Consider the following 24,705-nt stretch of genomic DNA (forward strand, 5'->3'; position numbering starts at 1 on the left):
CTGAGCTGCGCCTAACGCCCCAGGAAAAAACCTACCTGGCAACGGAACCATCGAGAGAGGCGTCAGGCATTCGACATCAGGTGCATCAAACTTTTTCCGCGTCTTTTATGCTTTGTTCATCGCGCAACTGACGACGTTGAACCTTGCCCACATTGGTTTTGGGCAACTCATCACGAAATTCGACGTACTTGGGTACTTTATAACCAGTCAGTTCCTTCTTGCACCAACGGCGCAGGGTCTCCGCATCCAGGCTTTCATTGCGGGTGACCACAAACAGCTTGATGGCCTCGCCGCTATCGTCATCCGACACACTGACGGCCGCTGATTCCAGTACATCCGGATGTCCCGCGACCACATCCTCTATTTCATTGGGATACACATTGAAGCCTGAGACCAGAATCATGTCCTTCTTGCGGTCGACGATACGAATGTAGCCATCATCCTGGATCGTGGCGATATCACCGGTACGGAACCAGCCATTCTCATCGATGGAGGCGGCCGTCTGGTCTTCACACTTCCAATAGCCTTTCATGACTTGCGGGCCTTGAACACATAGCTCGCCAGACTCGCCGAAGGGTGCATCGTTATCATCGGCATCCACTATTTTCACCGCTGTTCCCGCGACCGGTTTACCAATCGTTCCCAGCTGAATCGCATTGGTAGGGTTGAAACTGACGATCGGCGAGGTTTCGGTCAGCCCGTAGCCTTCGGCTATCGGGCAACCCGTCACTTCTTCCCAGCGTTTGGCCGCGGCCTTGGTCAACGCCATCCCACCTGAAATGGTCAAATGGAGCTTAGAGAAATCCAGCTGCCTGAAATCATCCCTGCGGCATAACGCATTGAACAAGGTACTCAGTCCGATAAAGCCGGTGAACGGAACACCTTTAAGTTCCTTGACGAAATTATCCAGATCTCTGGGGTTGGGAATCAGCACCGAGTGGTTACCGGTCTCCATGAGAAACAGGCAATTCACCGTAAAGGTGTAGATATGATAGACCGGCAACGGCGCAATGATCAGCTCTTCACCATCGGTCAGGTGCGTGCCGATGGCCGCACGCGCCTGAAGCATGTTCGCCACCAGATTACGGTGGGTCAGCATGGCGCCCTTGGGCATGCCCGTGGTACCGCCGGTGTATTGCAGTGCCGCCAGGTCGCCCGGGAAGCGATGAACGTCTTCGGAGGTTAACGAATCGCCTTTTTTCAGCGCTGCGCGAAAATCTATCGCTCCCGGCAATGAATAGGCAGGCACCATCTTCTTGACGTGCTTGACCACTGCATTGATCAACAGGCGCTTGGGGAAGCCGTGCATGTCGCCCAATTGAGTGACCAGCACATGCTTGATCTCGGTCTTGTCCAGGATCTTTTCCAGCTTATCGGCCATGTTGGCCAGGATCAGGATGGCCTTGGCTCCCGAGTCTTTGAATTGATGAGCCATTTCCCGTTCGGTGTAAAGCGGATTGGTATTGACCACCACCATCCCTGCCCTCAGGGCGCCGAATACAGCCACTGGAAACTGCAAGACGTTAGGCAGTTGAATGGCCACGCGATCGCCGGGCTCAAGGTCGGTTTCGTGTTGAATCCAGGCGGCAAAAGCACCCGACAGGCGATCCAGTTCAGCAAACGTCAATGTCTGCCCCATGCAGGAAAACGCCGGTTTTTCCTTGAAGCGGCTGACTGCCGCATGAAAAACATCCGTGACGGAATCATACTGATCCAGCCCTTCAAGCGCTGGGCCGCGCAGAATCGGGGCATTGGCATGGTCGTTCATGGGCGATCTCCGCTATGCATGTCGATGTACTATCACCGACCTTGTTATTTTACTCGTTCAACGACTCCGGCAAGCTGTAACGCCTTGCCAAGTTCAGGCCTACACGATAAACGACCCGCCGCGGCGTGTAAAACGACCGATTGAAACTTTCGTTTCATTCTTGTATCAAGCAAGCTCTAACGGCTGGATATGACTGTTTTTTCAAAGTGTTGCCGCCTGATAGCGTGCCTTGACCTCACCATCACGCCACACCAGAAGCTCGCCCGGCACCATGCGTTCCCAGGCTTCATTGTGAGTCAAAGGTTCGGTTGCGATCACCGAGACCACGTCATTCGTGGTGGTATGTTCGGCAAAATTGACCGTTAATTCCGCGTCAGAAAGCTCAGCCTGGCCGAACGGCGCCCGCCGAGTAATGTGGGCAAGTTTCGTCGAGCAGTAGCTATAGAGATAGATCCCGTCGGACATCAACAGGTTGAAGACCCCCAAGCCGCGTAGCCTTTCGCATAGGCCGTGAAGACGCTGCCATAACGCCTCCGGTGCCACAGGGGGCTCGGGGAAATCACGACGCAGCTCGCCTAACAGCCAGCAGAAGGCATGTTCGCTATCGGTAGCGCCCACCGGGGTATAAAACGACAGAGACAAGGTTTGCCAGCCTTCCAACTGGCCGTTGTGAGCATAACACCAGGGCCGTCCCCACATTTCGCGGGTGAAGGGATGGGTGTTGGCCAGGCGCACCCCGCCCACATTGGCTTGACGAATATGGCTAATCACCACATGCGACTTGATCGGGTAATCGCTGATCAGCCGAGCGATGGGTGAGTCTACCGACGGATGCGGGTCACGGAATTCGCGGTAACCGCCCTCTTCGTAGAACGCAATCCCCCAGCCATCGCGGTGGGGCCCGGTACCGCCACCACGATGCAGAAAACCTGCGAAACTAAAGCAGATATCCGTGGGAACATTGGCACTCATGCCCAGTAGCTCGCACATTAAACCGATCTCGCCGCTGACTCCGTGAACACAGTGAAACGCTGCATTAGCCAACCACCGGCTCGCGGCGCGACGAGGAACCCGACTCTCTGCTCGAAGCAGAGCGGCCTTGAGATTTTTCGGCGGTGTCGGGCATGTCGACATAGCTCACAGGGCGGCGCCACCACCACAAGAACACGCCCAGCAGTGCCCCGATGCTCATGCCGACAATCAACCATAGCAAGCCGTTAAGTAACGAAGCGCCCACACCTTCAAGGAAGCCTACGGCACTGACCATCGCCGCAGGCGCCAGGCCGGTGTAGAATTCCCCTTCTTCTATCAAGGGTAAGCGAAAACGCGTCGGCATCCACATCGCCCCGGCGATACTCCATGTCAGCACCAAGCGCGCCAGACGCGGCAATAACGCCAAGGCGAAATAAACCGCTACCAGCACCAACACCGACAAGGCGTAATAGCTTACCCAAAGCAAAGACATCGAATCTGCAAACAACATACTGAATCCTCATGTGGGTGACTCCACCCGACGTTGACTTCCACCATTATGGTACCTGTCTGTTTATGAAAGCACAGCCCTGCGCGACGCCTCACTCCCCGGTTGCCTCTTATGCCCGTGCCGACGAACCCGAGTGGCACTGGCTGGAACAGCGCGATGTTCCTGAAGTCACGGCGTTTCTCGAAGCGGCCAATGCCCAAAGCGATGCCTGGTTCTCTCCTCTCGATTCCCTCACGCAGGCTTTATTCGATGGCCAGCTTGCCAGGCGCGAGCTGGCTGTCACCAGCCTGAAAACCCCGCTCGATTATTTCACCTTCTGGAATGAGACCGCCGCTGACGCCGATCATCCTAGCTGGTGGCGTCACCCCAATGGCGCCCCCGAGAACAGCCAGTGCGTACTGGATGTCAGCGCTCGCGCCGCCGGGCATGAGTTCTACGACATGGGCGATATGGCGCTATCTCCCGATGAAGACTGGCTGGCGTGGACCGAAGACACCCAGGGCGACGAACGCTTTTCCTTGTGGCTGAAACAGCTGCCCGCGGGGGAGCCGCAACGCTTGCTGGAAGACATCGGCGCGACATTGTGCTGGGCGGAAGACCAAACCGCCACCAGTGCCACGCTGCTCTTCACGCGCTTCGATGCCACCCAGCGCCCGGACAGCGTATGGCGCTTGCCGCTGCGGCTGGCGGCGCCGCAAGTAACGGCGGAGACGCCGGTATTGCTCTTGCAAGAACCCGATAGCGAGTTCTGGCTGGGCGTAGGCAAAAGCCGCTCGCGCCGCTGGCTGATGGTGGAAAGCGCTTCCAAGGACACCAGCGAAGTGCATCTGGTTCCTGCCCAGGCTCCATACGCCACTCCCATCTGTCTTCAGCCACGTAAAGCCGGTGTTGAATATAACGTGGAACACCGCCCGGGGGCTTTCTATGTATTGCACAACCGAAACGGCGCTAACTTCCAGCTGGATTGTCTCGAGGAAACCACGCTGCCGCCCAACCCGCCCGAAGAAGGGGGCGTTGAGGTCGCCGTCGCCGGCATTCCTTTCATTGCTCATCGGGAGGATGTCACTCTGGAAGGCGTCGAAGCTTTTTCCTGGGGGCTGGTGCTTGCCGAACGCGATCATCGCAGCGCGCAAGTATATCTGCGCCGTATCGAGCTGGATGATAAAGGCCGGACAATTGTCGATGAGCAGCTGGACTTGCCGGAAATTCCTTGCTCCCAAGATCTGGAAGATACACCGCATTTTGATACGCGCATCCTGCGCTTGCGCGAGGAGTCTTTTACTCAACCACCCCGCTGGATAGCGCTGGATCTGGACACTCAACAGCGCACCGAGCTCAAACGCCTACCGGTACATGGCAACTTGCAGCCCGAGCAACTGGTCAGCAAACGACTATGGGCAACAGCCGCCGACGGCGAACGGATACCCGTTTCGGTCGTCATGCGCGTCGATCTGGCTGACCACCCCTTGCCGACGCTTCTCTACGGCTATGGCGCTTACGGCGAACCGCTCGACCCCTGGTTTTCCATCGCCCGGCTGGAGCTACTCGAGCGTGGCGTGGCATTCGCCGTTGCCCACGTGAGAGGCGGTGGGGAATGCGGCGAACCTTGGTACCTGAACGGAAAGATGGCACACAAGGACAATAGTTTCGGCGACTTTCTCGCGGCTCGAGAGGTGTTGGTCAAGGAAGGAGTGAGCAAAGCGGAAAAGGTTGTGGCTTATGGCGCCAGCGCCGGAGGGCTTCTGGTAGCCACCTGCGTCAATCGTGCTCCTCAAGCCTTTTGTGCTGCGGTCTTGGACGTCCCCTTCGTGGATGTACTGCGCACCATGCAAAACCCCGACCTGCCCTTGACTACTGCCGAATACAGCGAGTGGGGCAACCCAGAAGCGCCTGACGTTGCCGAACGCATTCGCGCCTACTCGCCACTGGACAACCTGACCGAGCAAGCTTATCCGGCCATGCTGATCGAAGGTAGCTGGTACGATACTCGCGTAGGCTATTGGGAACCGGCAAAACTCTATGCACGCATGACCCAGCTCAACACCAGTGATGCGCCTATCCTGCTGCGTACCGACATGAGCGCAGGGCACGGTGGGGCTTCCGGGCGCTTCAAGGCATGGCGCGACGCCGCACGTCAGGACGCCTTTATCCTGTGGGCGCTGGGATTGGCGGACGTTACGAGCAATGCCTAGCTGATGCAACCAAGTGAACAAGGCATGGTGCAACCGCTAGGAAATCGGAAGCACAGCAATGATGTGTTCCTCGAGCTTACGCTCGGGGACGTCATCCTGGGAAACTGCAAAGTTGCGTACACTGATGCCTTTACGATGCACCCGTTCGGCATCGTTGCTCAACAACGGATGCCACCCCGCCAGCTTGCGGCCTTCCGCTACCCGGCGGTAGGCGCAAGAGTTCGGCAACCAAGTGAATTCCTTGACTCTTGCCGGGGTCAGCTGGGTGCAATCCGGTACGCTATCGAAACGGTTGGGATAATCGCTGCACTGACAACTGCCGATATCCAGTAGCCGGCACGCCACATTGAGCACTGCCAGCTCCTGGGTCTCGTCATCATGCAGCTTGAGCAGACAGCACTGACCGCAGCCATCGCATAGGGCTTCCCACTCTTCGGCGGTCAGCTCCTCAAGAGAAAAACGTTCCCAGAAACGCTCGCGCATAGAGTCTCCTCGCCTGCATAGGCCACGTGATCAATAGCGCGCCTGCGTCGGCGTACGGTAAAGATCCATCAAATATTCTTCCTTGGCGGGAGGCATCTGAAAATAAAACCCTTGTTCCTCGATCTTGGCCATCACGTCCACTGCCTTGGCACGGGCCAATGTGGTTGTCGGCCTGAGAATCATGGTCAAGTAAGGAACCGGTTTGCCAAACTGTTCCAGAAGCCCATTAGGTACCTCACCCAAGCCCTTGCGCTTGTCCACGTAAAGGTACATTTCTTCCTTGCGTGAACTCTTGAAGATTTCACACAGTAATTTGTCATCGGTCATGAGAGTTCTCGCAAGGCGCCTTCCAGCGCCGGGTTCATGCATTCTCCTCGCCAGCCATTGGGCAGCGGAAGTGTCATTTGTGCCATATCGGCAATTACCAACGCTTCCATATCCCGACGCCGCAACAACATCTCAGGTGCCACGCCCAACGCCTCGGCCTGCGCATTGACGACGCCCTTCAATGCCTTGAAACGCGATTTAAATGCCGGGGCGGTAGGTGCAGGAAGTGCGGGCGGCAGGTCATTTTCCGTGGCGGCACAGGCTTTTTTAACCAAGGCCAGCAAGGCATCGCCTTCTTTTTTCACCAATGTCGGCTTGATGTCTTCGACCTCGGCCAATTCATAACGGTTGGTGGGCAGTATTTCGGCAACAGCGTACAAAAGCTTATCGCTGACCAGCCAGTTACGCGGCAGATCACGCCGCCGAGCCTCGCCCTCACGCCAGGTAGTCAATAGCCGATACGCTTCGATCTGACGCGGTGCCAAACGCCATAATTGACGCTGACGCACATACCACTGCCCATCCGCTGCTGCGCTACGCCCCGCTTGCTGAAGGAGCTCAGCACATTCCTGCTCGACCCAGCTCAGGCGACCCAGGCGTTCCAGATGCTCACGCTGCAGGTACCAGACCTTGAGTAGGTAAATGACATCGAGTGCCGCATAATGACATTGCGCCTGGCTTAACGGACGTTCCAACCAATTGGAGCGTGTTTCTTCCTTGGGCAAGGTTTCACCCACCCAGAACTCCACCAGTTTTTGATACCCCATGCCCGGGTTTTCCCCGAGAAATCCTTGGGCCACCTGGGTATCCACCAACGGTTCGGGCAACGCTTGTGCCCAATGGGCAAAGACTTCCAGGTCTTCACTGCATGCATGCAGCAACTTGACAGGGCCTTGAGTGAGAAGCTTGCGAAACTCATCGGTACAGGGCGTGGCGAGAGGATCGACTAGATAAGCCAATTCACCGGCGGTAAATTGGATCAAGGCGGGAATCGGATAAAAGGTTTTTTCGCGAAAGAATTCGGTATCCAGGGCAATGACCTCAGCCTCGGCAACACTTAGGCAAGCGGCATCCAAGGCTTCGGGGCTATCGATCCAGTGAAATGAAGGTGGGGTCAAATTCGGCAATGGGTTGATTCCGGGTTGGCTAAAAAAGGCTACTCACTACGAAACGGCAAACGGCCGTTGAAGGCACGACTCAAGGTGCCGCCATCCACATACTCAAGTTCTCCTCCCATGGGCACGCCATAGGCTAGACGTGAAAGTGTGACACCCCGTTCGGCCAGTTGCGCGGCAATATAGTGCGCCGTGGCCTCACCTTCCACGGTGGGGTTGGTGGCCAGCACCACCTCGCGGATGCCTCCCTCGGCCATGCGTGCTTCCAGCTGGTCCAGCCCGATATCCTCAGGGCCGATACCGTCCAGCGGGGAAAGATGCCCATGCAAGACGAAGTAGCGGCCCTGAAAACCACCGGCTTCTTCTATTGCCAACTGGTCGGCGGGAGATTCCACCACGCACAGTAAGGCATCGTCTCGGCGAGGGCTTTCACATAAGGCGCACAGCGGTTGCTCGGTCAAGGTGCGGCAACGTTGGCAATAACCCACTTCATTCAAGGCAAGGCTGACTATTTCGGCAAGACGCTGGCCACCCTCACGGTCACGTTCGAGCAGGTGCATTGCCATGCGTTGGGCGGTTTTCGGCCCAACGCCGGGCAATACGCGAAAGGCTTCCATGAGTCTTTCGACAAGCGGGGAAAATCGCATCGATCAGAACGGCATCTTGAAGCCGGGCGGCAGGTTCAAACCGGCCGTGGCCTCTTCCATCCTGGCCTTGGAATCGGCTTCGACCTTGCGCACGGCATCATTGACCGCCGCGGCCAGCAAGTCTTCCAGCAATTCCTTGTCTTCTTCCATGACACTGGGATCGATATCCACCTTGCTGACATCATGGCGCCCGTTCATGGTGACCTTGACCATACCGGCACCCGCTTCACCCAGCACCTCCGCCTTGGCGACTTCTTCCTGAACGTGCTGCATTTTTTCCTGCATTTCCTGGGCTTGCTTCATCAAGTTACCCATTCCACCTTTAAACATCTGTGCATCCTCTTTCAAAAAAGCAAGAATTGACCTGGTATAAGCTAGCGCAGTTCTTCCACCGGCTTGACGCTGGATTCTATCAGCTTAGCCCCGAATACCTGTTGAAGTTTCTGTACATGGGGATCCTTGTTCAGGGCTGCCACCGCCAGGGCATGACGCTCACGATTATGGCGTGTTTCGCGCTGGCGGGAAGTTTCCAATTCATCGGACAGCTCTGCCACCTCGAAGCTTACCTTGCGAGGAAACCCTTGGCTTGCCAGCGATTTTTCCAAGCGCTGCTGATGGACGTCGGCTTGCATCGCCGCCTGAGTGGGGTCGAGACGCAAACGCAGAACCGCACCGTTATCTTCTTCGACAATACAATGTGCCGCCAGGTTGCGCGTCAATCCCCCTAACCCCAATGAATCGAACAACTCCAGCCAAGCCTGATGGTCCAGCCGTCCCGGCTCTGTCGCTTGCCGCGCTTCGAAAGTTTCAGCTTCAACGCTGGGTTCATCCGAAACGCTGTTCTGGGTTACGCCGGGGGCCTCTTCGATACTGGGTTCTTGTGCCCGCGGAGGAGGCGCTACCGGCACAGGTAAAATCGAAGCTTGGAATTCGGGAGGGCTACCCGGTGTAGCGTCAACCGCTTCCTCCCAAGGGGGTGGTGAAGAGAGTGGTGGGGAAAGCGGCGGTGAGGCTGGCTGCGCTGCCTCTGAGGGTGATTGCGCCAACGCTTCATTCGCCGCGGGCGCCGCCTGCAAAGACTCGGACTTAGGCGCTGGTTCGGCGCGCATGGGCAGGGACGCTTGAGGCGGTTTGGGCACACCCTGAGGACGAAACGCTAGCATGCGCAACAGCGTCATTTCCAAGGCACTGCGCAAGTCGGGGGCATGCACCATGTCGCCTCGGCCTTGTATGCCAATCTGGTAATACAATTGGATATCTTCAGCGATGAAACGCCCGGCCAGCGCGAGAATCGTTTCGCGATCCCCATGACCGTTGTCCACCGCCTCCGGCACCATTTGAGCGACGGCCAGACGATGCAGCACAGCGGTTACATCATCCAGAACGGCAGCAAAGTCAGGGCCTTGTTCAGCCAGCTCGGCCACTTCATGAAGCAGCCGCGGCGCATCGATATCGGCCAGCGCCTCGACCAACGCCAAGACATGGCGATGGTCGAGGGTACCCAGCATGGCCGCCACATCCAGGTGCTGGACACTTCCTTGGCCGAAGGCGATGGCCTGGTCGGTCAAGCTCATGGCATCGCGCATGGAACCATCGGCAGCCTTACCGATAAGCCATAGCGCGCTTTCCTCGAAATGGACCTGTTCGGCCGCAAGCACCATGGCGAGATGCTCGACAATACGTACCGGCTGCATGTGCTTGAGCGTGAACTGTAAGCAGCGCGAAAGCACCGTAGCCGGCAACTTCTGTGGATCCGTGGTGGCCAACAGGAACTTGACGTGAGGCGGCGGCTCTTCCAGCGTTTTCAACAAGGCATTGAAACTGCTGGTGGAAAGCATATGAACCTCATCGATGAGATACACCTTGTAGCGACCCTGCGTCGGGGCGTACTGGACGTTATCCAGCAGCTCTCGGGTATCTTCCACCTTGGTACGCGAGGCTGCATCGACTTCGATCAGATCGACAAAGCGCCCTTCATCGATCGCTTGACAGCTATCGCACACCCCACAGGGGGTCGAGGTCACGCCTTCATCGCCGTAACCGTTAGCCGTACAGTTCAGGCACTTAGCCAGAATACGCGCCAGAGTGGTCTTGCCTACGCCCCGAGTACCCGTAAACAGGTAAGCGTGATGCAGGCGCCCCTGATCCAAAGCATTGACCAGAGCACGCTGTACATGGGCCTGACCCACTAGTTCATGAAAAGTGCGTGGTCGCCACTTGCGGGCCAGTACCTGATAGCTCATCGAGCATGACATCCTTGCAGCAAAGCTGATGGACAGCGAGAGGATAGCCATAATAAACCACCACTGTATCGCCCGACGACGCGGCACCACCAGCAATAGCCATTACGGAAAAGACGTTATACAACAAATATTCTAGCGGCTGCGGGCACGCTCGCCAACCGGCGCTACTTTATAAACCGGAAACTGGTATAAAGCGGACACTGGGCTGCCGGCCTCGGCAAGGAGACCGGGCCGGCAAGTAACACACTTTGCCAAACTCAACGCTAAACCTTGGCCAATGCCTTAGGCCTGGCTGTCGCCTTCAGCGGCATTGGCACGTTCGGAAGCTGCTTTGACCAGCTTTTCCAGCTCGCCACTCTGATGCATTTCCACGACGATGTCACAGCCACCCACCAGTTCACCTTCCACCCACAGCTGGGGAAAAGTGGGCCAGTTAGCCACCTTGGGCAGTTCAGCGCGAATGTCGGGGTTATCCAACACATTGACGAACGCAAAGCGCTCACCACAACTCATCAGCGCCTGAACCGTCTGGGCGGAAAAACCGCATTGCGGCAACTGCGGGGTTCCTTTCATGTAGACCAAAACGGTATTTTCGCTGATTTGCTGCTGGATATTCTCAACTGTGGTGCTCATGACACCTCCTTTTCCAATGGCTCGGTTACGTCTTTTAACCGCTTGATAGGCATTACTGAAGGTACGATTCGAACAGAAGTATCGCTATCTGTCGAAAATAATACCCGAGCATGTCACTCAAGCTTGTTGGTATCCAGCATTCTACGCGTGCCTTTCGCGTTGCGCATCCCCCCCGGGCTGGCTAGGATGGTGGTTTTTGCGCGGAGAGTTGCCATGGCGACACGTCATTTTCTGACTTTGCTGGATCTTAACCCGGATGAGCTGCACTACCTGATTCAGCGCGCCATTGCCATCAAGAGCAATCTCAAGACTCAAGGGCCACGCTACACGCCATTGCCCAATCGCACCCTGGCGATGATCTTCGAGAAATCCTCCACACGCACGCGCGTTTCATTTGAAACGGCCATGACCCAGCTCGGTGGCCATGCCTTGTTTCTTTCGCCCCGCGACACGCAACTAGGCCGCGGAGAGCCTATCGCTGACACCTCGCGGGTACTATCGGAAATGGTCGATGCGGTCATGATCCGCACCTTTTCGCATGCCGGCATCGAAGCCTTCGCGGATGCCAGCACGGTGCCTGTCATCAATGCATTGAGCGACGATTACCACCCCTGTCAGCTACTGGCCGATGTAATGACCTGGACGGAACTACAAGGCAGCATAAAAGGACGCACCGCCGTCTGGATCGGAGATGGTAATAATATGTGCCATTCATGGATCAATGCCGCACGCCAGTTCGACTTCCAGCTGCGCATCTGCTGTCCCAAGGGTTACGAGCCCCGCTCAGATATCTTAGCCGCCGCTGGTGAGCGCGTCACGCTGTCTCACGACCCCGTGCAAGCCGTTCAAGGCGTTGACCTGGTCACTACCGATGTCTGGGCCTCCATGGGACAGGAAGAAGAACAGGCCAAGCGTGTCGCGGATTTCACTGGTTTTCAGGTAACAGAAGCGATGCTGGATCACGCCAAGGAAGATGTGTTGTTTCTTCACTGTTTGCCTGCGCACCGGGGCGAAGAGATCAGCGAGACATTGCTGGACGACTCCCGAGCCGTCGTGTGGCAGGAAGCAGGCAATCGCCTGCACGCCCAGAAAGCCTTGATTGAGTTTCTGTTTCTGGGAAAGGTTTCTCACTAATCAAACGAAAAACCTGACACAAAAAAACCGCCTGAAGCTTAACTTTAGGCGGTTTTTTTATAGGCGGTTGGTGGAGCCTAGCGGGATCGAACCGCTGACCTCAACACTGCCAGTGTTGCGCTCTCCCAGCTGAGCTAAGGCCCCACGCTGCTGTCCTTACAAAAGGACAGCGGGACGGATACTAATGATATCTTTGCGTAGGGTCAAGATTTTTCTAAACATAGCATCCCATCACGCTTTACTAATTCTACTTTGCCTCCGGCTATGGCAGGCTGTGGCTAAATAATACAATTTAGATAAATCACCCCACCCTTCCCAAGGCAGCTATTGCCACGCTCAAGCAGGAGCTTTTACCTTGATTAATGTTCTCATCGCTGATGATCATCACTTGGTAAGAACCAGTATTGCCCATCTGCTGAACAGCGAAAGCGACATCAAGATTGTGGGCGAGGCGCAGGACGGAGAAACGGCCGTCTCCAGAGCTCGCCAGTTACGGCCGGACATTGTGCTGATGGATATTCGTATGCCCGGCATTGGCGGACTGGAAGCCACGCGCCGCATTCAGCGCGGCATGCAAGACATCAAGGTATTGATGCTTACCGCCCACATGGAAGACAGCGTGGCACGGCGGCTACTGGAAGCCGGGGCAGCCGGCTTTTTAAGCAAGGGGACACAAGCCGAAGAAATGGTTACCGCCATACGCCAAGTGTTTCATGGACAACGCTATATCAGCCAAGAAATCGCTTTACGTCTGGCACTCTCTCCTTTTAACGAAAATGCCAACCCCTTCATCCAACTTTCTCATCGCGAGCTGCAAATCGCCATGATGATCGTGAACTGCCAACGCGTACAGGAAATTTCCGACCGACTTCACCTAAGTTCCAAGACCGTTAATACGTACCGCTATCGTTTGTTTGAAAAGCTTCAGGTCACCACCGATGTTGAACTCACCCATGTAGCGTTGCGCCATGGCCTGGTGGAAGGCTTCGATACGATAGAGTGAACGTTGTGCACCTCTGTTAAACTAGCGGGGTGCCACTTCTACCGCCAGGCCTTGCATGACTACCTCTTCTTTTGATGCCAAGCACTTTCTCGACAACGTAAGCCAGGCACCGGGCATCTACCGGATGCTCAATGCTCGAGGTGAAACGCTTTACGTGGGCAAAGCTAAACGCTTGAAAGCCCGCTTATCGAGCTATTTTCGTGGCCGGCTGAATACCAAGACCCAGGCCATGGTCGCGCATATTTCCGACATCCAGGTCACCGTGACACGCAGCGAAATAGAAGCCTTGCTGCTGGAACAGACGCTGATCAAGGAACTCCGCCCGCCCTACAATATCCTGCTGCGTGACGATAAATCCTATCCTTTCGTGTTCGTCAGCGACCGTCACCCTTATCCGGCACTGGAATATAAACGCGTGCGCAAGCGCAGCAATGACGGGCGTTACCTCGGCCCCTACCCGAGCAGTGGTGCGGTGCGCGAAAGCTTGTCGTTGATGCAGAAAATCTTCCGTATCCGCAATTGCGAAGATAGTGTTTTTGCTCACCGCTCACGGCCTTGCCTGCAGTATCAGATTCATCGCTGTAGCGCGCCCTGCGTGGACTACATCAGCCAGGAAGACTATCAGCGTGACCTCGAACATGCCGTCATGTGCCTGGAAGGCAAGAGCGATGCTGTCACCCAGGCACTGACGCATGCCATGGAAGTGGCAAGCGAAGCATTGAACTTCGAAGAAGCGGCCCGCTTTCGCGATCAGGTAAAACAGCTACGTGAACTGCAGCAACGCCAATTTGTCGATACTGAAGGTGGCGACGCCGACATATTCGCCCTCGCTCAACGCCCCGGCGCCCTGGGAATTTCCGTGTTAAGCGTGCGCGATGGACGCTTACTAGGCGCTCGACATCACATGCCCGCCAACGATCTCGACTTGACCCCCGAGCAGCTTCTGGCGGACTTCGTCAGTCAATTCTACCTCGGCCAACCTCGAGAGATTCCCGGGGAGGTCATTATCAGCCACCCGCTAGCCGATGCCGAACTATTGACCGAGGCGCTTTGCCAGCAGGCAGGCAAACGCATTCGCCTGGCCCACCAGGTACGCGGGCATCGCGCCCAATGGCAGCACTTGGCAATGACTAATGCCGAGCAACAGCTAGCCTCCCAACTGGCAAACCAGACACAACTCTCCAAACGTTTTGCAGCCCTGCAGCACGCCTTACATCTGGATGAGCCGCCACAACGTCTGGAATGTTTCGATATCAGCCACAGCCAAGGCGAGGCCACGGTGGCATCTTGTGTGGTATTTGACCAAAATGGGCCGCGTAAAGGCGATTACCGCCACTTTCGCATTGAAGGGGTGGCCGCGGGCGATGATTACGCCGCCATGCAGCAAGTGCTCACTCGCCGCCTGAAGCGCGTCAAGAGCGGAGAGGCGGAAAAGCCCGACATACTGATCGTGGATGGCGGCAAAGGCCAACTCAATATGGCACGCACGGTGCTCGATGAATTGGCGTTACCGGAGATTCGTTTATTAGGGGTGGCAAAAGGCAGTACCCGCAAGGCCGGGCTCGAGACATTATTTCTCGAAACCTCGGACAACACCCTCTCCCTGGACCCGGCATCTCCCGCCCTGCATCTGATCCAGCACATTCGTGACGAATCTCACCGTTTCGCCATCGCCGGGCACCGGGCGCAACGCGACAAGGCTCGCCGCACCTCGACCCTTCAGGACATTCCCGGCATCGGCCCCAAACGCCGGCGTGGACTGCTGCGCTATTTCGGCGGCCTGCAGGGGGTTCAAAAAGCCAACCGCGAGGAACTCGCCCGTGCCCCCGGCATCAGCAGTGCCTTAGCGGAAACCATTCACCGCTCACTTCACGGCTAGTCGTGAGATAAACCCTATAACGGCATGGATGCCGTGAGCCAAGGCGGATAGAATGAACAGATCATTTCCCCATCCTCCTCGTTTATCTATGGCAAGGATCGCTCTTCGCGATGAATATACCCAACATCCTGACATTGGCTAGAATCGCATTCATTCCGTTGCTGGTGGTGCTGTTTTACCTGCCCTTCGATTGGAGCTTGCCGCTAGCAGCCGCCCTCTTCGCAGTCGCCGCCCTCACTGACTGGCTAGATGGCTACCTGGCCCGTCGCTGGAACCAATCGACGCCGTTCGGTGCCTTTCTCGACCCCGTGGCTGACAAGCTCATGGTAGTGGTAGCGCTGGCCCTGCTCATCGAACGTTATGAAACATTGATTCTGACGCTGCCCGCCCTAGTCATCATCGGTCGGGAAATCGTCATTTCCGCTCTGCGGGAATGGATGGCGGAAATGGGCAAGCGTGGTCAGGTGGCCGTTTCGTGGATCGGCAAGGTAAAAACTAGCCTGCAGATGATCGCCCTACTGGTGTTACTGGCCTTCCCCCCCGGCCACAGCCTGGCCGTGTTAGGCGTTATTACTCTGTATGCCGCGGCCATTCTGACCCTATGGTCGATGATTCAGTATCTGAAAGCTGCGTGGCCGCATCTAAGTCGGTCGATGTAACGCATCAAGCCGTTGACAGACACAGGTTTATCCGTATAATTCGCCCACGAGTCGAGCGGGAATAGCTCAGTGGTAGAGCATCGCCTTGCCAAGGCGAGGGTCGGGAGTTCGAATCTCCTTTCCCGCTCCATTGACTCTTGAAGGCTGGATGGCAGAGTGGTTATGCAGCGGACTGCAACTCCGTGTACGCCGGTTCGATTCCGACTCCAGCCTCCACCACATTTCGAAGCAGTGCCTATCCTTGTGCAATGCTTGGCAGTATCCAGACCGCCCGGATGGCGAAATCGGTAGACGCAAGAGACTTAAAATCTCTCGGGGGCAACCCCGTGCCGGTTCAAGTCCGGCTCCGGGCACCAAATACTCTGTTTGAATCTCTCCTCTCGATTTTCTTTCTTTAGCTGCCTCAGCTTTCGGCACCGCCCTTCTTTACTAATCTCGACGCTCATGCCGTTGTTGATTGGGCAATTGCCTGGTAAGCCACCAATACAGGCAGCATCGCTAAATACTGACTTTCACGTTATGATTCGACCCCTCCAACCACTGGGGTTGGATCGGCCGCTCGTGTTCAAGATTGCCTAGGCCAGGCTCTGTCTGAAAGGAGATTCGGCCATGACCCCGCCTCAACCCGACGTATTGATTATCGGTGGTGGTGTTGCCGGCTTAACCTTGGCATTGGAAATTGCCGATAGCCGTCCGGTAACCCTGGTGCGCCCCGCTCAGGATGATCAAGGTGCAAGCCGCTGGGCCCAGGGAGGCATTGCGGCAGTACTTTCGCCGGATGATGATCTAGACGCCCACATCAATGACACCCTGGTGGCAGGTGATGGTCTGTGCGACCCACAGGCCGTACGCTTCACGGTGGAAAACGGCCCCGCTGCCATCAAGTGGCTGATTGATACCGGGGTGGCGTTTACTCCCGACCCCGACCCCAAGGCGCGCTACCCCTATCATCTGACGCGCGAAGGCGGGCATGGTGCCAGGCGCATTATTCATGCGGATGATGCCACTGGCCGTGCCGTGGTCGATACCTTGTTGCACAAGGTAGCTCAGCATCCGCATATTACCCAACGCAGCGACCTGGCGGTTATCGGCCTGCTACGCGACGTAGCCGGCCACTGTCGTGGTGCTTACTGCCTGGATGACAATGCGCAGCCTCACACCTTGGTTGCCGATGACACCGTGCTAGCCACCGGGGGGGCCAGCGGGCTTTATCTGCACACCACCACGCCTGCACCGGCCAGCGGCGAGGGCATGTTCATGGCTGCCGAGCTCGGTGCAACCTTGATGAATCTGGAATTTCAGCAGTTTCATCCCACTTGCCTTTATGACCCCGAAGGCCCGGCCTTTTTGATCAGTGAAGCGGTCAGAGGTGAAGGGGGTCGATTGCTCAATGAACATGGGCACCGATTCATGCTTGATATTGACCCAAGGGGTGAGCTGGCTCCTCGCGATATCGTGGCACGAGCCATCGATGCCGAGATCCAACACGGCACGCAAGGTCACGTCTGGCTGGATATTCGCCATCTCGGTGAAACGGCCATTCGTCACCACTTCCCCACTATTCTGGCCCACTGTTTATCGCGCGGGATCGATATTACTCAACAACCGATACCCGTGGTACCGGCGGCGCATTACAGCTGCGGCGGGATTGCCACCGACCTGCAGGGAGCCAGCAATGTGCCGCGGCTATATGCCATCGGCGAAGCGGCTTGCACCGGCCTGCATGGCGCCAATCGCATGGCCAGCAACTCTTTGCTTGAGTGCCTGGTATTTGCCCGGAGCTGTGCCCAAGTACTGCGTGCGCCTAAATCACGCCCTAGCGCCGCTTTAGCGCCGTTTACTCTACCCCAAGATTCAAATAGCAACGGCAACGAAGAGATTTCCCAGATCCGCCAGCTTATGCGCCAGACCATGAGTCAATATGTTGCCATCGTTCGCAATGATCAAGGGCTCGACACAGCTGCAGCCCAGCTGAAAGCGCTTCAACAGAGACTGGGAAAAATAGCTCCGGGCACAGGGAACAAGGCTGCTAACCAACAGCTGGGCCAAGCGATACAATTAGCGCGGTTGACAGTGAGATGTGCAAGAGAGCGCCGCGAATCACGCGGGCTCCACTACAACCTTGATTGGCCTGATCTCGCTGAGAGGGCATCTCCCTCTCTCATCACACTCGATGAGCTCGACTAGCCGCTCAGGGATAACGCAACCATCTGCGCAGAGCGCGGCGCTGCTCGGCAGAAGCGCTGTCCGGCCAAAGCCATATTCGGCGCCCTGCCACACGCAAGCCTATCAGCCAAGGACCCAAATAATCGCATTGCACTGAGCAATCCGACCCCAGCGCCTCTTGATTGGCATCCCACTGAGCCCGGCAAGCCGGGAAGGTGCCGGATATCGTCAAGGTACCCCGTGCCTGATGGCGCGCCTCCATGACAATACCCAGCGCACTGAGAAGCACCGCTATCCCGCCAACAAGCACCCCCGCCATCCAGCCGACCATGACCACAAGCCATAGGGCCAGTATGAGCTGAAGGGCTATCGCCAGCCTAGAGGGTGCGATATGCAGAATTATCGGTGGTTTCGGCATGTTCAACGATCATTTGTACGATACGTCGCCGCTCCGGCTCCTGCGGCCATTCGCGGCGCATTAACCACATGAACAGATCCTGATCTTCTTCTTCGATTAACGCTTCATAGGCCAGCTGGTCTTCTTTATCGAGTTGGACGAAACGTTGCTCAAGAAAGGGGATCAACAGCAAATCCAGCTCCCACATGCCACGACGAGAATGCCAATAGAGCCGCTTACGTAGTATGGCGTCCGAGGACGTGTCTTCGCTCAATGTCAGCCTCTGCAATAGGAGAAATGAACCGCTAGTATACCTCAGAGGAATAGGCGCGCCAGCCTCACTGCAGGCGCTGATGACAATCTAGCCTAGTACCTTGTTTTATCTAAATTGTTTTATCCAGGATTGCACAGTATGCTGAGAAGAGTGCCATGAGGTCGGACGTCCGCCACGGCCTTCAACGTTCGCATGGAGCCAACCGATGACCAAGTCAGAATTGATTGAACAAATCGCAATGCATCAGCCCGAATTATCCGTCAAGGAAGTGGAAACAGCGGTGCGCCTGATACTTGATGATATCACCGATGCCCTAGCCACTGGCGGGCGCGTGGAAATCCGCGGATTTGGCAGTTTTTCTCTGCATTATCGAGAACCGCGTACAGGGCGCAATCCCAAAACAGGCGACCCAGTGGAACTCGAGGGCAAATACGTGCCTCACTTCAAGCCTGGCAAGGAGCTACGAGAACAAGTGGATGCCAGTCGCACCCTAGGTTACTGAGATGACTGTTTACTCCGCCCTACGCGAAATTAACCGATCTTATGCGGATGACGTCGCGTGTCGACTCATTCACAATAGCTGCACTGAACAAGTCACTGACTAGGAAACTCTCATGCGTTGGATAAAAGGGCTGTTTCTGGCCGTTATTCTGCTAGTGGTAATACTGACAGGCATCTTGTTTGCCGTTAACAACCAACAAACCATTGGCCTGAACCTGATATGGGTGGAGCTACCGCCAGTGTCATTATCCGTATGGCTGCTGGCTGCTCTTGCCGTGGGTGTCGTGCTAGGCATGCTGGCAATGCTCGGCGTCTATGTGCGCTTGAGAGCGCTGCTCGCCCGAGCCGAACGGCAAAATAAACAACAACGCAAAGAATTGGATAGCCTGCGTACTCAGGAGCTCAAGGAACTGGCGTAAATGTTCGATATTGTGCTGCTGGCCGTTTTGTTGGCAGCCATTGCCATTGGCTATGGGCTGGGCCGGTATCGTGCATATCGCAACTTTTCGCGCGCCCAGCCCCCTTCCAGAACGCCTTCACGCGATTATTTCGTCGGGCTGAATCACTTGCTCAATGAGCAACCCGACCAGGCTATTACCACTTTCATCAACGTACTCGAAGTCAACAGCGATACGATTGATACCCACATTGCCTTGGGCAAGCTGTTTCGCTCACGCGGCGAAGCAGACAAGGCTGTCAGCATTCATCAGAACCTGCTCGCCCGTCCGGCACTCAGCTCACATCAGAACGAGGAGGTGCAGCTTGAGCTGGCGCGTGACTTCATGGCACTGGGCTTGTATGACCGCGCCGAGCGTTTACTCAGTTCTCTGCTCGATACCACTCGCATCGATGCACACCAAGAGGCGGCCAAGCAGTTACTGGTCAATCTGCTTGAGCGTGAAGGGGAATGGCAAGCGGCGCTTGATGTCACTTTGCCGACGCTGAAGCATCACCCCGAAATGCGTCGCTCTGCTGCACACTGGTTATGCGAACTCGCCCAGACCGACATTCAGCAAGCCAGCCGCGCTCTGGCCAAACGCCATTTGCGCAAAGCCCTGCAACTGGATGAAGCCTGTGTGCGTGCCACGCTGATATTGGCTGAACTAGCCATGGAAAATGGGCATTACTTTCACGCCATCAAGCAACTGGCTCGTATCCCCGCTCAAGACAAGGATCATATCCCCACCCTACTACCCCTGCTCAAGCGTGCTTACAAGCTCAACAACGATGAGGCCGGCCTGAGGCAACACTTGGAGCAGTTACTGAGTGAGACGCCATACACCAGTGTAATTATCTTGCTTGGCGACGTGATTCATCAACATGAAGGGGTAGACAAAGCCATTGAGGTGGTCGGCAATCAATTGAGTCGAGCCCCCAGCTTGGGAGGCATTGATTACTTGATGGATTTATATATGGAAAGCCAACGCCTAGATGGAAGGCCAACTCCCGACTCACGCCTGGTACTGCTCAAACGCCACACTCACGCCCTGCTCGAAAACCGTCCTCGCCACCGCTGTCAGCGCTGCGGGTTCGCTGGTGACGTCTTACACTGGCAATGCCCTGCCTGCCGACGTTGGGGAACCACCAAACCGATCACCGGGGTCGAAGGCGAATAAGCTAGCTAGACACCGACAACTCGGTTTGAATAGCAGCCAATGCCTGCATGGGATCTTTCGCCTGCGTTACTGGCCTGCCGATCACTAGATGCGTGCTCCCCGCCGCCATTGCCTGTTTTGGCATCATGATACGTTGCTGATCATCGGTTGCAGAAAAACTTGGCCGGATGCCCGGCGTTACCTTCAAGAAGTCTTCTCCACAGACGTTTTTCAGTCGACCGGCTTCTTGGGCGGAACACACCACCCCCTGCATTCCGCTTTGTTGAGCCAGTAACGCCAAGCGCTCCACATGCTCGGCAGGCGATGCCGTAATGCCCACTTCACGCAAATCCTCGGCATGCAGACTGGTCAACACCGTGACCGCGATCAAATGCGTATGCAGGTCATGCTGTGCCAACCGCTCGCGTGCCGCCTCCATCATCCTTCGCCCACCCCCGGCATGCAAATTGACCATCCACACGCCCTGCTCCGCGGCCGCCTGCACGGCACTCGCCACGGTATTGGGAATATCATGAAATTTGAGATCCAGAAACACCTCGAAGCCTCGCCCATGAAGCGCTTCGATCACGCTCGGCCCGCTACGCGTGAACAACTCCTTGCCTACCTTGACTCGACAATGCCGAGGATCCAGCTGATCGGCCATGCACAGCGCAGCATCCAGCGAAGGGTAGTCCAACGCAATAATCAGAGGGGATTCAGTCGACACGATGAGAGCTCCAATAATAATTTTCTGAAGTATACCAGCCTATCGGCACCTCACCAGCCATTGAGCTTTCCTAGCATGTAAGCATTTTCTTTCTTTATTAAAGGTAAATGGCTTACATGAAAAAACGGCTTTTTCCGACAGTAATTTTTACGCAGGTGAGTATGTTGGTAATGACCACACAAAGTGCGTGGTCATCTCGCCTAGCTAACGCAACTCAGAATACAGCGGTCGGGCATTGCGGTAGCGGTAGCTGTTTCTATATCGCTATTTTTATAAGCTTTTCTACATAAGAAGGAATAATCATGAAAGGATCATTCAAGGGATTTTTTGCTGCGCTCTTGCTTGGATTGGGCTTGAGCATGGGTACATCGTTGTTTGCTCAAGAGGTTGCTCCGATTAACATCAACACTGCTGATGCAGAACTTCTCGCCGAACTGCCGGGCATCGGTCCCAGCCGTGCCGCCGCTATCATCGAAGAGCGCACAAGCAATGGCGATTTCACAGACGCCCAAGCACTGACAAGAGTTAGCGGCATTGGCCCGGCCACGGTTGAAAACATGCAAGAGCAGCTAACGTTCTAACAGCCTAGAAAAGCCCAGCATCAAAGATGTTGGGCTTGGCACTTGTACCAATACTTAACGCCTTTAGATTACAAATAAGTCCACAAACTTGTTGACAGGCGTTTTCTCAAGACGCGATTGATCTTTACACAGTTCGAAGATCTCATGAGTGCGACCCTGCGGAAAGCGCGTCGCCAAGTTACGCCTGAACTTGTCCTCCAACACCGTGATACCTTCAGGACGTCGCCGCCGATGACCGATGGGGTATTCAACGGCGACCTTATCCGTAGAAGTACCGTCCTTGAAGAAGACCTGAATCGCATTGGCAATGGAGCGCTTCTGTGGGTCATGATAATCCTTGGAATAACCTTCGTCCTCCACCACTTCCATCTTCTCGCGCAACTGATCGATGATCGGGTGAGCTGCGTGAAAATCATCCTCGTAATGCTCAGCCACCAGGTTGCCGAAAGCTAGCGGCACCGCAGTCATGTACTGCAAGCAGTGATCACGGTCGGCCGGGTTGGCCAACTTACCCGACTTGGAAATGATGCGAATCGCCGAGTCGTGCGTGGTGAGTACGATCTTCTGGATCTCGTCCAAGCGACCCTTGATCCGAGGATGCAATGTCACGGCAGCTTCACAAGCCGTCTGGGAATGAAACTCTGCAGGGAAGGAGATCTTGAACAGAATGTGCTCCATCACATAACTGCCAAAGTCGCGCTGAAAACTGAACTTGCGTTCGCTTTCGGGTTTCAGCGCCAGATCCTTGTTGGTGTGGCTGAACAATACGTCGTAGAAGCCCCACTGCGGTGCCGTGAGTGCGCCCGGAACACCCATTTCGCCACGCATGGCGATATCCGCCAGGCGTACCCCTCGAGAAGTGGCATCGCCGGCCGCCCAGCTCTTGCGTGAGCCGGCGTTTGGCGCATGGCGATAGGTGCGCAGGCTCTGGCCATCGACGAAGGCATGGGAAAGAGCGGAAAGCAGCTGCTCGCGGCTAGCACCCATCATCCTGGCAGTTACGGCGGTGGTCGCTACCTTTACCAGTACCACATGATCGAGACCTACACGGTTGAAGGAATTATCCAGCGCCAACACGCCCTGAATCTCATGGGCCATGATCATGGCTTCGAGCACATCGCGCACGGTCAGTGGCTTACCACCTTCAGCCAGGCGTTTTTGCGAAAGGTGGTCCGCCACCGCCAGTATTCCCCCCAAGTTATCGGAAGGATGCCCCCACTCCGCCGCCAGCCAAGTGTCATTATAGTCCAGCCAGCGAATGATCGCGCCAATGTCCCAGGCTGCCTTGACCGGATCAAGGCGGAAGGAAGTACCCGGCACGCGGGCGCCATGCGGCACTATCGTGCCTTCCACAAGCGGCCCCAGGTGCTTGGTACATTCCGGAAAACGCAGCGCCAGCAAGCCACAGCCCAAGGTATCCATCAAACAGTTTCGGGCGGTATCCCAAGCTTCGCTGCTTTCGATTTTATAACTGAGAACATAGTCAGCAATTTTTTGCAGTTCGTCATCGTAATCCGGACGAACATTGGCTTCGACAGTCGCGCTCATTCGCTTCGCTCCTGTTGGTGTTTTCGATCGAGCGTACGCTTTTGATCGAGAGTATAAGTTCAGCGTAGCACAGCTTAAAAGGCATTACCGGGCACGCGAACCCAGCCTTCCATCAGCACTCGGGCGCTACGGCTCATGATGGCCTTGTCTACCTGCCACTGGCCGTCGACCAGGCTTGCTTCGGCGCCTACCTGCAGGGTGCCGGATGGATGACCGAAAGTGACCGCCTTGCGTTTTCCGCCGCCAGCCGCCAGGTTGACCAGAGTGCCCTCGATGGCCGCAGCAGTGCCGATGGCCACCGCTGCTGTGCCCATCATGGCGTGATGAAGCTTACCCATGGACAGCGCCCGCACCGTCAGGTCCATGTCCTTGGTCGTCAGCTGTTTGCCACTCGAGGTGACATAGTCGAGTGGCGGGGCGACGAAAGCCACCTTGGGGGTGTGCTGACGGTTGGCGGCCTCGGCAACAGCTTGGACAAGCCCCATGCGCAGCGCCCCGTGGGCCCGTATCGTCTCGAAGATGGCAAGTGCCTTGGGATCACTGTTGATCGCTTCCTGCAGCTCGGTGCCGGTGTAGCCGATATCCTGTGCATTGACGAAGATGGTCGGGATGCCGGCATTGATCATCGTCGCCGAAAGCGTCCCCACGCCGGGTACCTCCAGCTCGTCCACGACGTTACCGGTGGGGAAGATGGCGCCTTCGCCATCCGCCGGCTCCATGAAAGCGACCGGTACCTCGGCGGCGGGAAAGGTCACTCCGTCAAGCTCGAAATCACCGGCTTCCTGCACCGCGCCATCGGTGATGGGCACTCGGACCAGGATGGTCTTCTCGATGTTAGCCTGCCAGACGCGTACCTCGGCCACGCCGTCTTGCGGAATGCGATCGGCGTCCACCAGACCGTTGCTAATGGCGAAGGGACCCACCGCCGCTGAGAGGTTGCCGCAGTTACCGCTCCAGTCCACAAAAGGTTTGTCGATGGATACCTGGCCGAACATATAATCCACGTCGTGATCGGGCTGAGTGCTTTTGGACAGGATCACCGTCTTGCTGGTGCTAGAGGTCGCCCCGCCCATGCCGTCGATCTGCTTCTGGTAGGGGTCGGGACTGCCGATGACGCGCAGAAGCAGTGCGTCCCGAGCGGGCCCCGGCTTCTGTGCGGTCTCGGGAAGGTCCTGAAGACGGAAGAAAACACCCTTGCTGGTACCGCCACGCATGTAGGTAGCGGGAATCTTGATCTGGGGCTTATGTGCCATGAATCGTGTCCTTTATCGAGCTCGACCCGGGCCTTCCGGCACCGGGTCGAGGTTAGACGTTATACAAAAACTGCCTGTTCTCGGCCATGCGGCATGG

General features: G+C 56.3%; 25 protein-coding genes and 4 tRNA genes. 13 read left to right on the forward strand and 16 right to left on the reverse strand.

Annotated features, from left to right (window positions below; translation table 11 throughout):
* Positions 1-85 precede the first annotated feature (85 nt).
* From LG290_RS11200 to LG290_RS11210, 3 genes are all read right to left on the reverse strand, one after another.
* On the reverse strand, positions 86-1,768 hold the full coding sequence (locus LG290_RS11200; RefSeq protein ID WP_499834887.1) for an AMP-binding protein: 1,683 nt from the start codon (positions 1,766-1,768) through the stop codon (positions 86-88).
* Between the two features lie 201 nt (positions 1,769-1,969).
* Positions 1,970-2,758, reverse strand: coding sequence for a class II glutamine amidotransferase (locus LG290_RS11205; protein WP_499834888.1), 789 nt, complete (start codon positions 2,756-2,758; stop codon positions 1,970-1,972).
* 46 nt (positions 2,759-2,804) lie between these two features.
* Positions 2,805-3,251, reverse strand: a complete 447-nt coding sequence (locus LG290_RS11210) for a hypothetical protein (protein ID WP_499834889.1) — start codon at positions 3,249-3,251, stop codon at positions 2,805-2,807.
* A gap of 65 nt (positions 3,252-3,316) precedes the next feature.
* Between LG290_RS11210 and LG290_RS11215 the strand changes: the two genes are divergently transcribed.
* Positions 3,317-5,443 (forward strand): S9 family peptidase, encoded by a 2,127-nt coding sequence (locus LG290_RS11215; protein WP_499834890.1) that lies wholly within the window; start codon positions 3,317-3,319, stop codon positions 5,441-5,443.
* A 36-nt stretch (positions 5,444-5,479) separates the two neighbouring features.
* Here LG290_RS11215 and LG290_RS11220 read toward each other — a convergent pair whose 3' ends face one another.
* The 7 genes from LG290_RS11220 to grxD all read right to left on the reverse strand — a co-directional run bounded on the left by LG290_RS11220 (position 5,480) and on the right by grxD (position 10,891).
* Entirely contained in the window at positions 5,480-5,926 is a 447-nt protein-coding gene (locus LG290_RS11220; RefSeq protein ID WP_499834891.1) for a YcgN family cysteine cluster protein, read from the reverse strand.
* 30 nt (positions 5,927-5,956) lie between these two features.
* Positions 5,957-6,253, reverse strand: a complete 297-nt coding sequence (locus tag LG290_RS11225; RefSeq protein WP_499834892.1) for a YcgL domain-containing protein — start codon at positions 6,251-6,253, stop codon at positions 5,957-5,959.
* Positions 6,250-7,380: a ribonuclease D gene (gene rnd, locus LG290_RS11230; RefSeq protein WP_499834893.1), complete on the reverse strand. Its 1,131-nt coding sequence runs from the start codon at positions 7,378-7,380 to the stop codon at positions 6,250-6,252. Before rnd ends, LG290_RS11225 begins: the two co-directional genes overlap by 4 nt.
* Positions 7,381-7,409: 29 nt before the next feature.
* The gene (gene recR, locus LG290_RS11235) at positions 7,410-8,015 is read right to left on the reverse strand and encodes a recombination mediator RecR (protein ID WP_499834894.1); all 606 of its coding nucleotides are present in this window, start codon (positions 8,013-8,015) and stop codon (positions 7,410-7,412) included.
* A 3-nt stretch (positions 8,016-8,018) separates the two neighbouring features.
* Positions 8,019-8,345, reverse strand: coding sequence for a YbaB/EbfC family nucleoid-associated protein (locus tag LG290_RS11240; protein ID WP_114487322.1), 327 nt, complete (start codon positions 8,343-8,345; stop codon positions 8,019-8,021).
* A gap of 44 nt (positions 8,346-8,389) precedes the next feature.
* The gene (dnaX, locus tag LG290_RS11245; protein WP_499834895.1) at positions 8,390-10,258 is read right to left on the reverse strand and encodes a DNA polymerase III subunit gamma/tau; all 1,869 of its coding nucleotides are present in this window, start codon (positions 10,256-10,258) and stop codon (positions 8,390-8,392) included.
* A gap of 282 nt (positions 10,259-10,540) precedes the next feature.
* On the reverse strand, positions 10,541-10,891 hold the full coding sequence (grxD, locus tag LG290_RS11250) for a Grx4 family monothiol glutaredoxin (protein WP_160417967.1): 351 nt from the start codon (positions 10,889-10,891) through the stop codon (positions 10,541-10,543).
* A gap of 213 nt (positions 10,892-11,104) precedes the next feature.
* Between grxD and argF the strand changes: the two genes are divergently transcribed.
* Positions 11,105-12,025: an ornithine carbamoyltransferase gene (gene argF / locus LG290_RS11255; protein ID WP_499834896.1), complete on the forward strand. Its 921-nt coding sequence runs from the start codon at positions 11,105-11,107 to the stop codon at positions 12,023-12,025.
* 68 nt (positions 12,026-12,093) lie between these two features.
* On the opposite strand, the gene LG290_RS11260 is transcribed toward argF, so the two are convergent.
* Positions 12,094-12,169, reverse strand: a tRNA-Ala gene (locus tag LG290_RS11260).
* 211 nt (positions 12,170-12,380) lie between these two features.
* Here LG290_RS11260 and uvrY point away from each other — a divergent pair.
* The 7 genes from uvrY to nadB all read left to right on the forward strand — a co-directional run bounded on the left by uvrY (position 12,381) and on the right by nadB (position 17,753).
* Positions 12,381-13,028 (forward strand): UvrY/SirA/GacA family response regulator transcription factor, encoded by a 648-nt coding sequence (gene uvrY, locus LG290_RS11265; RefSeq protein ID WP_499834897.1) that lies wholly within the window; start codon positions 12,381-12,383, stop codon positions 13,026-13,028.
* 55 nt (positions 13,029-13,083) lie between these two features.
* Positions 13,084-14,907 (forward strand): excinuclease ABC subunit UvrC, encoded by a 1,824-nt coding sequence (gene uvrC / locus LG290_RS11270; protein WP_499834898.1) that lies wholly within the window; start codon positions 13,084-13,086, stop codon positions 14,905-14,907.
* Between the two features lie 110 nt (positions 14,908-15,017).
* A complete protein-coding gene (pgsA, locus tag LG290_RS11275; RefSeq protein ID WP_499834899.1) occupies positions 15,018-15,566 on the forward strand; it encodes a CDP-diacylglycerol--glycerol-3-phosphate 3-phosphatidyltransferase in 549 nt (182 codons plus the stop codon).
* A gap of 55 nt (positions 15,567-15,621) precedes the next feature.
* A tRNA-Gly gene (locus tag LG290_RS11280) sits at positions 15,622-15,696 on the forward strand.
* Positions 15,697-15,708: 12 nt separating this feature from the next.
* Positions 15,709-15,782, forward strand: a tRNA-Cys gene (locus LG290_RS11285).
* Between the two features lie 53 nt (positions 15,783-15,835).
* Positions 15,836-15,922, forward strand: a tRNA-Leu gene (locus tag LG290_RS11290).
* A 253-nt stretch (positions 15,923-16,175) separates the two neighbouring features.
* Positions 16,176-17,753, forward strand: coding sequence for an L-aspartate oxidase (gene nadB / locus LG290_RS11295; protein WP_499834900.1), 1,578 nt, complete (start codon positions 16,176-16,178; stop codon positions 17,751-17,753).
* A 4-nt stretch (positions 17,754-17,757) separates the two neighbouring features.
* On the opposite strand, the gene LG290_RS11300 is transcribed toward nadB, so the two are convergent.
* Complete coding sequence (locus tag LG290_RS11300; RefSeq protein ID WP_499834901.1) at positions 17,758-18,150, reverse strand: protein YgfX; 393 nt, start codon at positions 18,148-18,150, stop codon at positions 17,758-17,760.
* The gene (locus LG290_RS11305) at positions 18,110-18,403 is read right to left on the reverse strand and encodes an FAD assembly factor SdhE (RefSeq protein WP_160417960.1); all 294 of its coding nucleotides are present in this window, start codon (positions 18,401-18,403) and stop codon (positions 18,110-18,112) included. The genes LG290_RS11300 and LG290_RS11305 overlap by 41 nt, the downstream gene beginning before the upstream one ends.
* 205 nt (positions 18,404-18,608) lie before the next feature.
* Between LG290_RS11305 and LG290_RS11310 the strand changes: the two genes are divergently transcribed.
* From LG290_RS11310 to lapB, 3 genes are all read left to right on the forward strand, one after another.
* Complete coding sequence (locus LG290_RS11310) at positions 18,609-18,905, forward strand: integration host factor subunit beta (RefSeq protein ID WP_499834902.1); 297 nt, start codon at positions 18,609-18,611, stop codon at positions 18,903-18,905.
* 112 nt (positions 18,906-19,017) lie between these two features.
* A complete protein-coding gene (locus tag LG290_RS11315) occupies positions 19,018-19,323 on the forward strand; it encodes a LapA family protein (RefSeq protein WP_499834903.1) in 306 nt (101 codons plus the stop codon).
* A complete protein-coding gene (lapB, locus tag LG290_RS11320) occupies positions 19,324-20,520 on the forward strand; it encodes a lipopolysaccharide assembly protein LapB (protein ID WP_499834904.1) in 1,197 nt (398 codons plus the stop codon).
* Between the two features lies 1 nt (position 20,521).
* Here the strand turns inward: lapB and pyrF are convergent, their stop codons facing one another.
* Positions 20,522-21,226: an orotidine-5'-phosphate decarboxylase gene (gene pyrF, locus LG290_RS11325; RefSeq protein WP_499834905.1), complete on the reverse strand. Its 705-nt coding sequence runs from the start codon at positions 21,224-21,226 to the stop codon at positions 20,522-20,524.
* Between the two features lie 302 nt (positions 21,227-21,528).
* Between pyrF and LG290_RS11330 the strand changes: the two genes are divergently transcribed.
* Positions 21,529-21,807 carry a ComEA family DNA-binding protein gene (locus LG290_RS11330; RefSeq protein WP_499834906.1) on the forward strand — a complete coding sequence of 93 codons (279 nt, stop codon included), beginning with the start codon at positions 21,529-21,531 and terminating at the stop codon, positions 21,805-21,807.
* 63 nt (positions 21,808-21,870) lie between these two features.
* On the opposite strand, the gene LG290_RS11335 is transcribed toward LG290_RS11330, so the two are convergent.
* Both LG290_RS11335 and prpF read right to left on the reverse strand, forming a co-directional pair.
* Entirely contained in the window at positions 21,871-23,355 is a 1,485-nt protein-coding gene (locus tag LG290_RS11335) for a bifunctional 2-methylcitrate dehydratase/aconitate hydratase (protein WP_499834907.1), read from the reverse strand.
* Positions 23,356-23,429: 74 nt separating this feature from the next.
* On the reverse strand, positions 23,430-24,608 hold the full coding sequence (prpF, locus tag LG290_RS11340; protein WP_499834908.1) for a 2-methylaconitate cis-trans isomerase PrpF: 1,179 nt from the start codon (positions 24,606-24,608) through the stop codon (positions 23,430-23,432).
* Between the last annotated feature and the right edge of the window lie 97 nt (positions 24,609-24,705).

It is taken from the genome of Halomonas sediminis, from assembly GCF_044871105.1.
GTDB classification, from domain to species: domain Bacteria; phylum Pseudomonadota; class Gammaproteobacteria; order Pseudomonadales; family Halomonadaceae; genus Vreelandella; species Vreelandella zhuhanensis.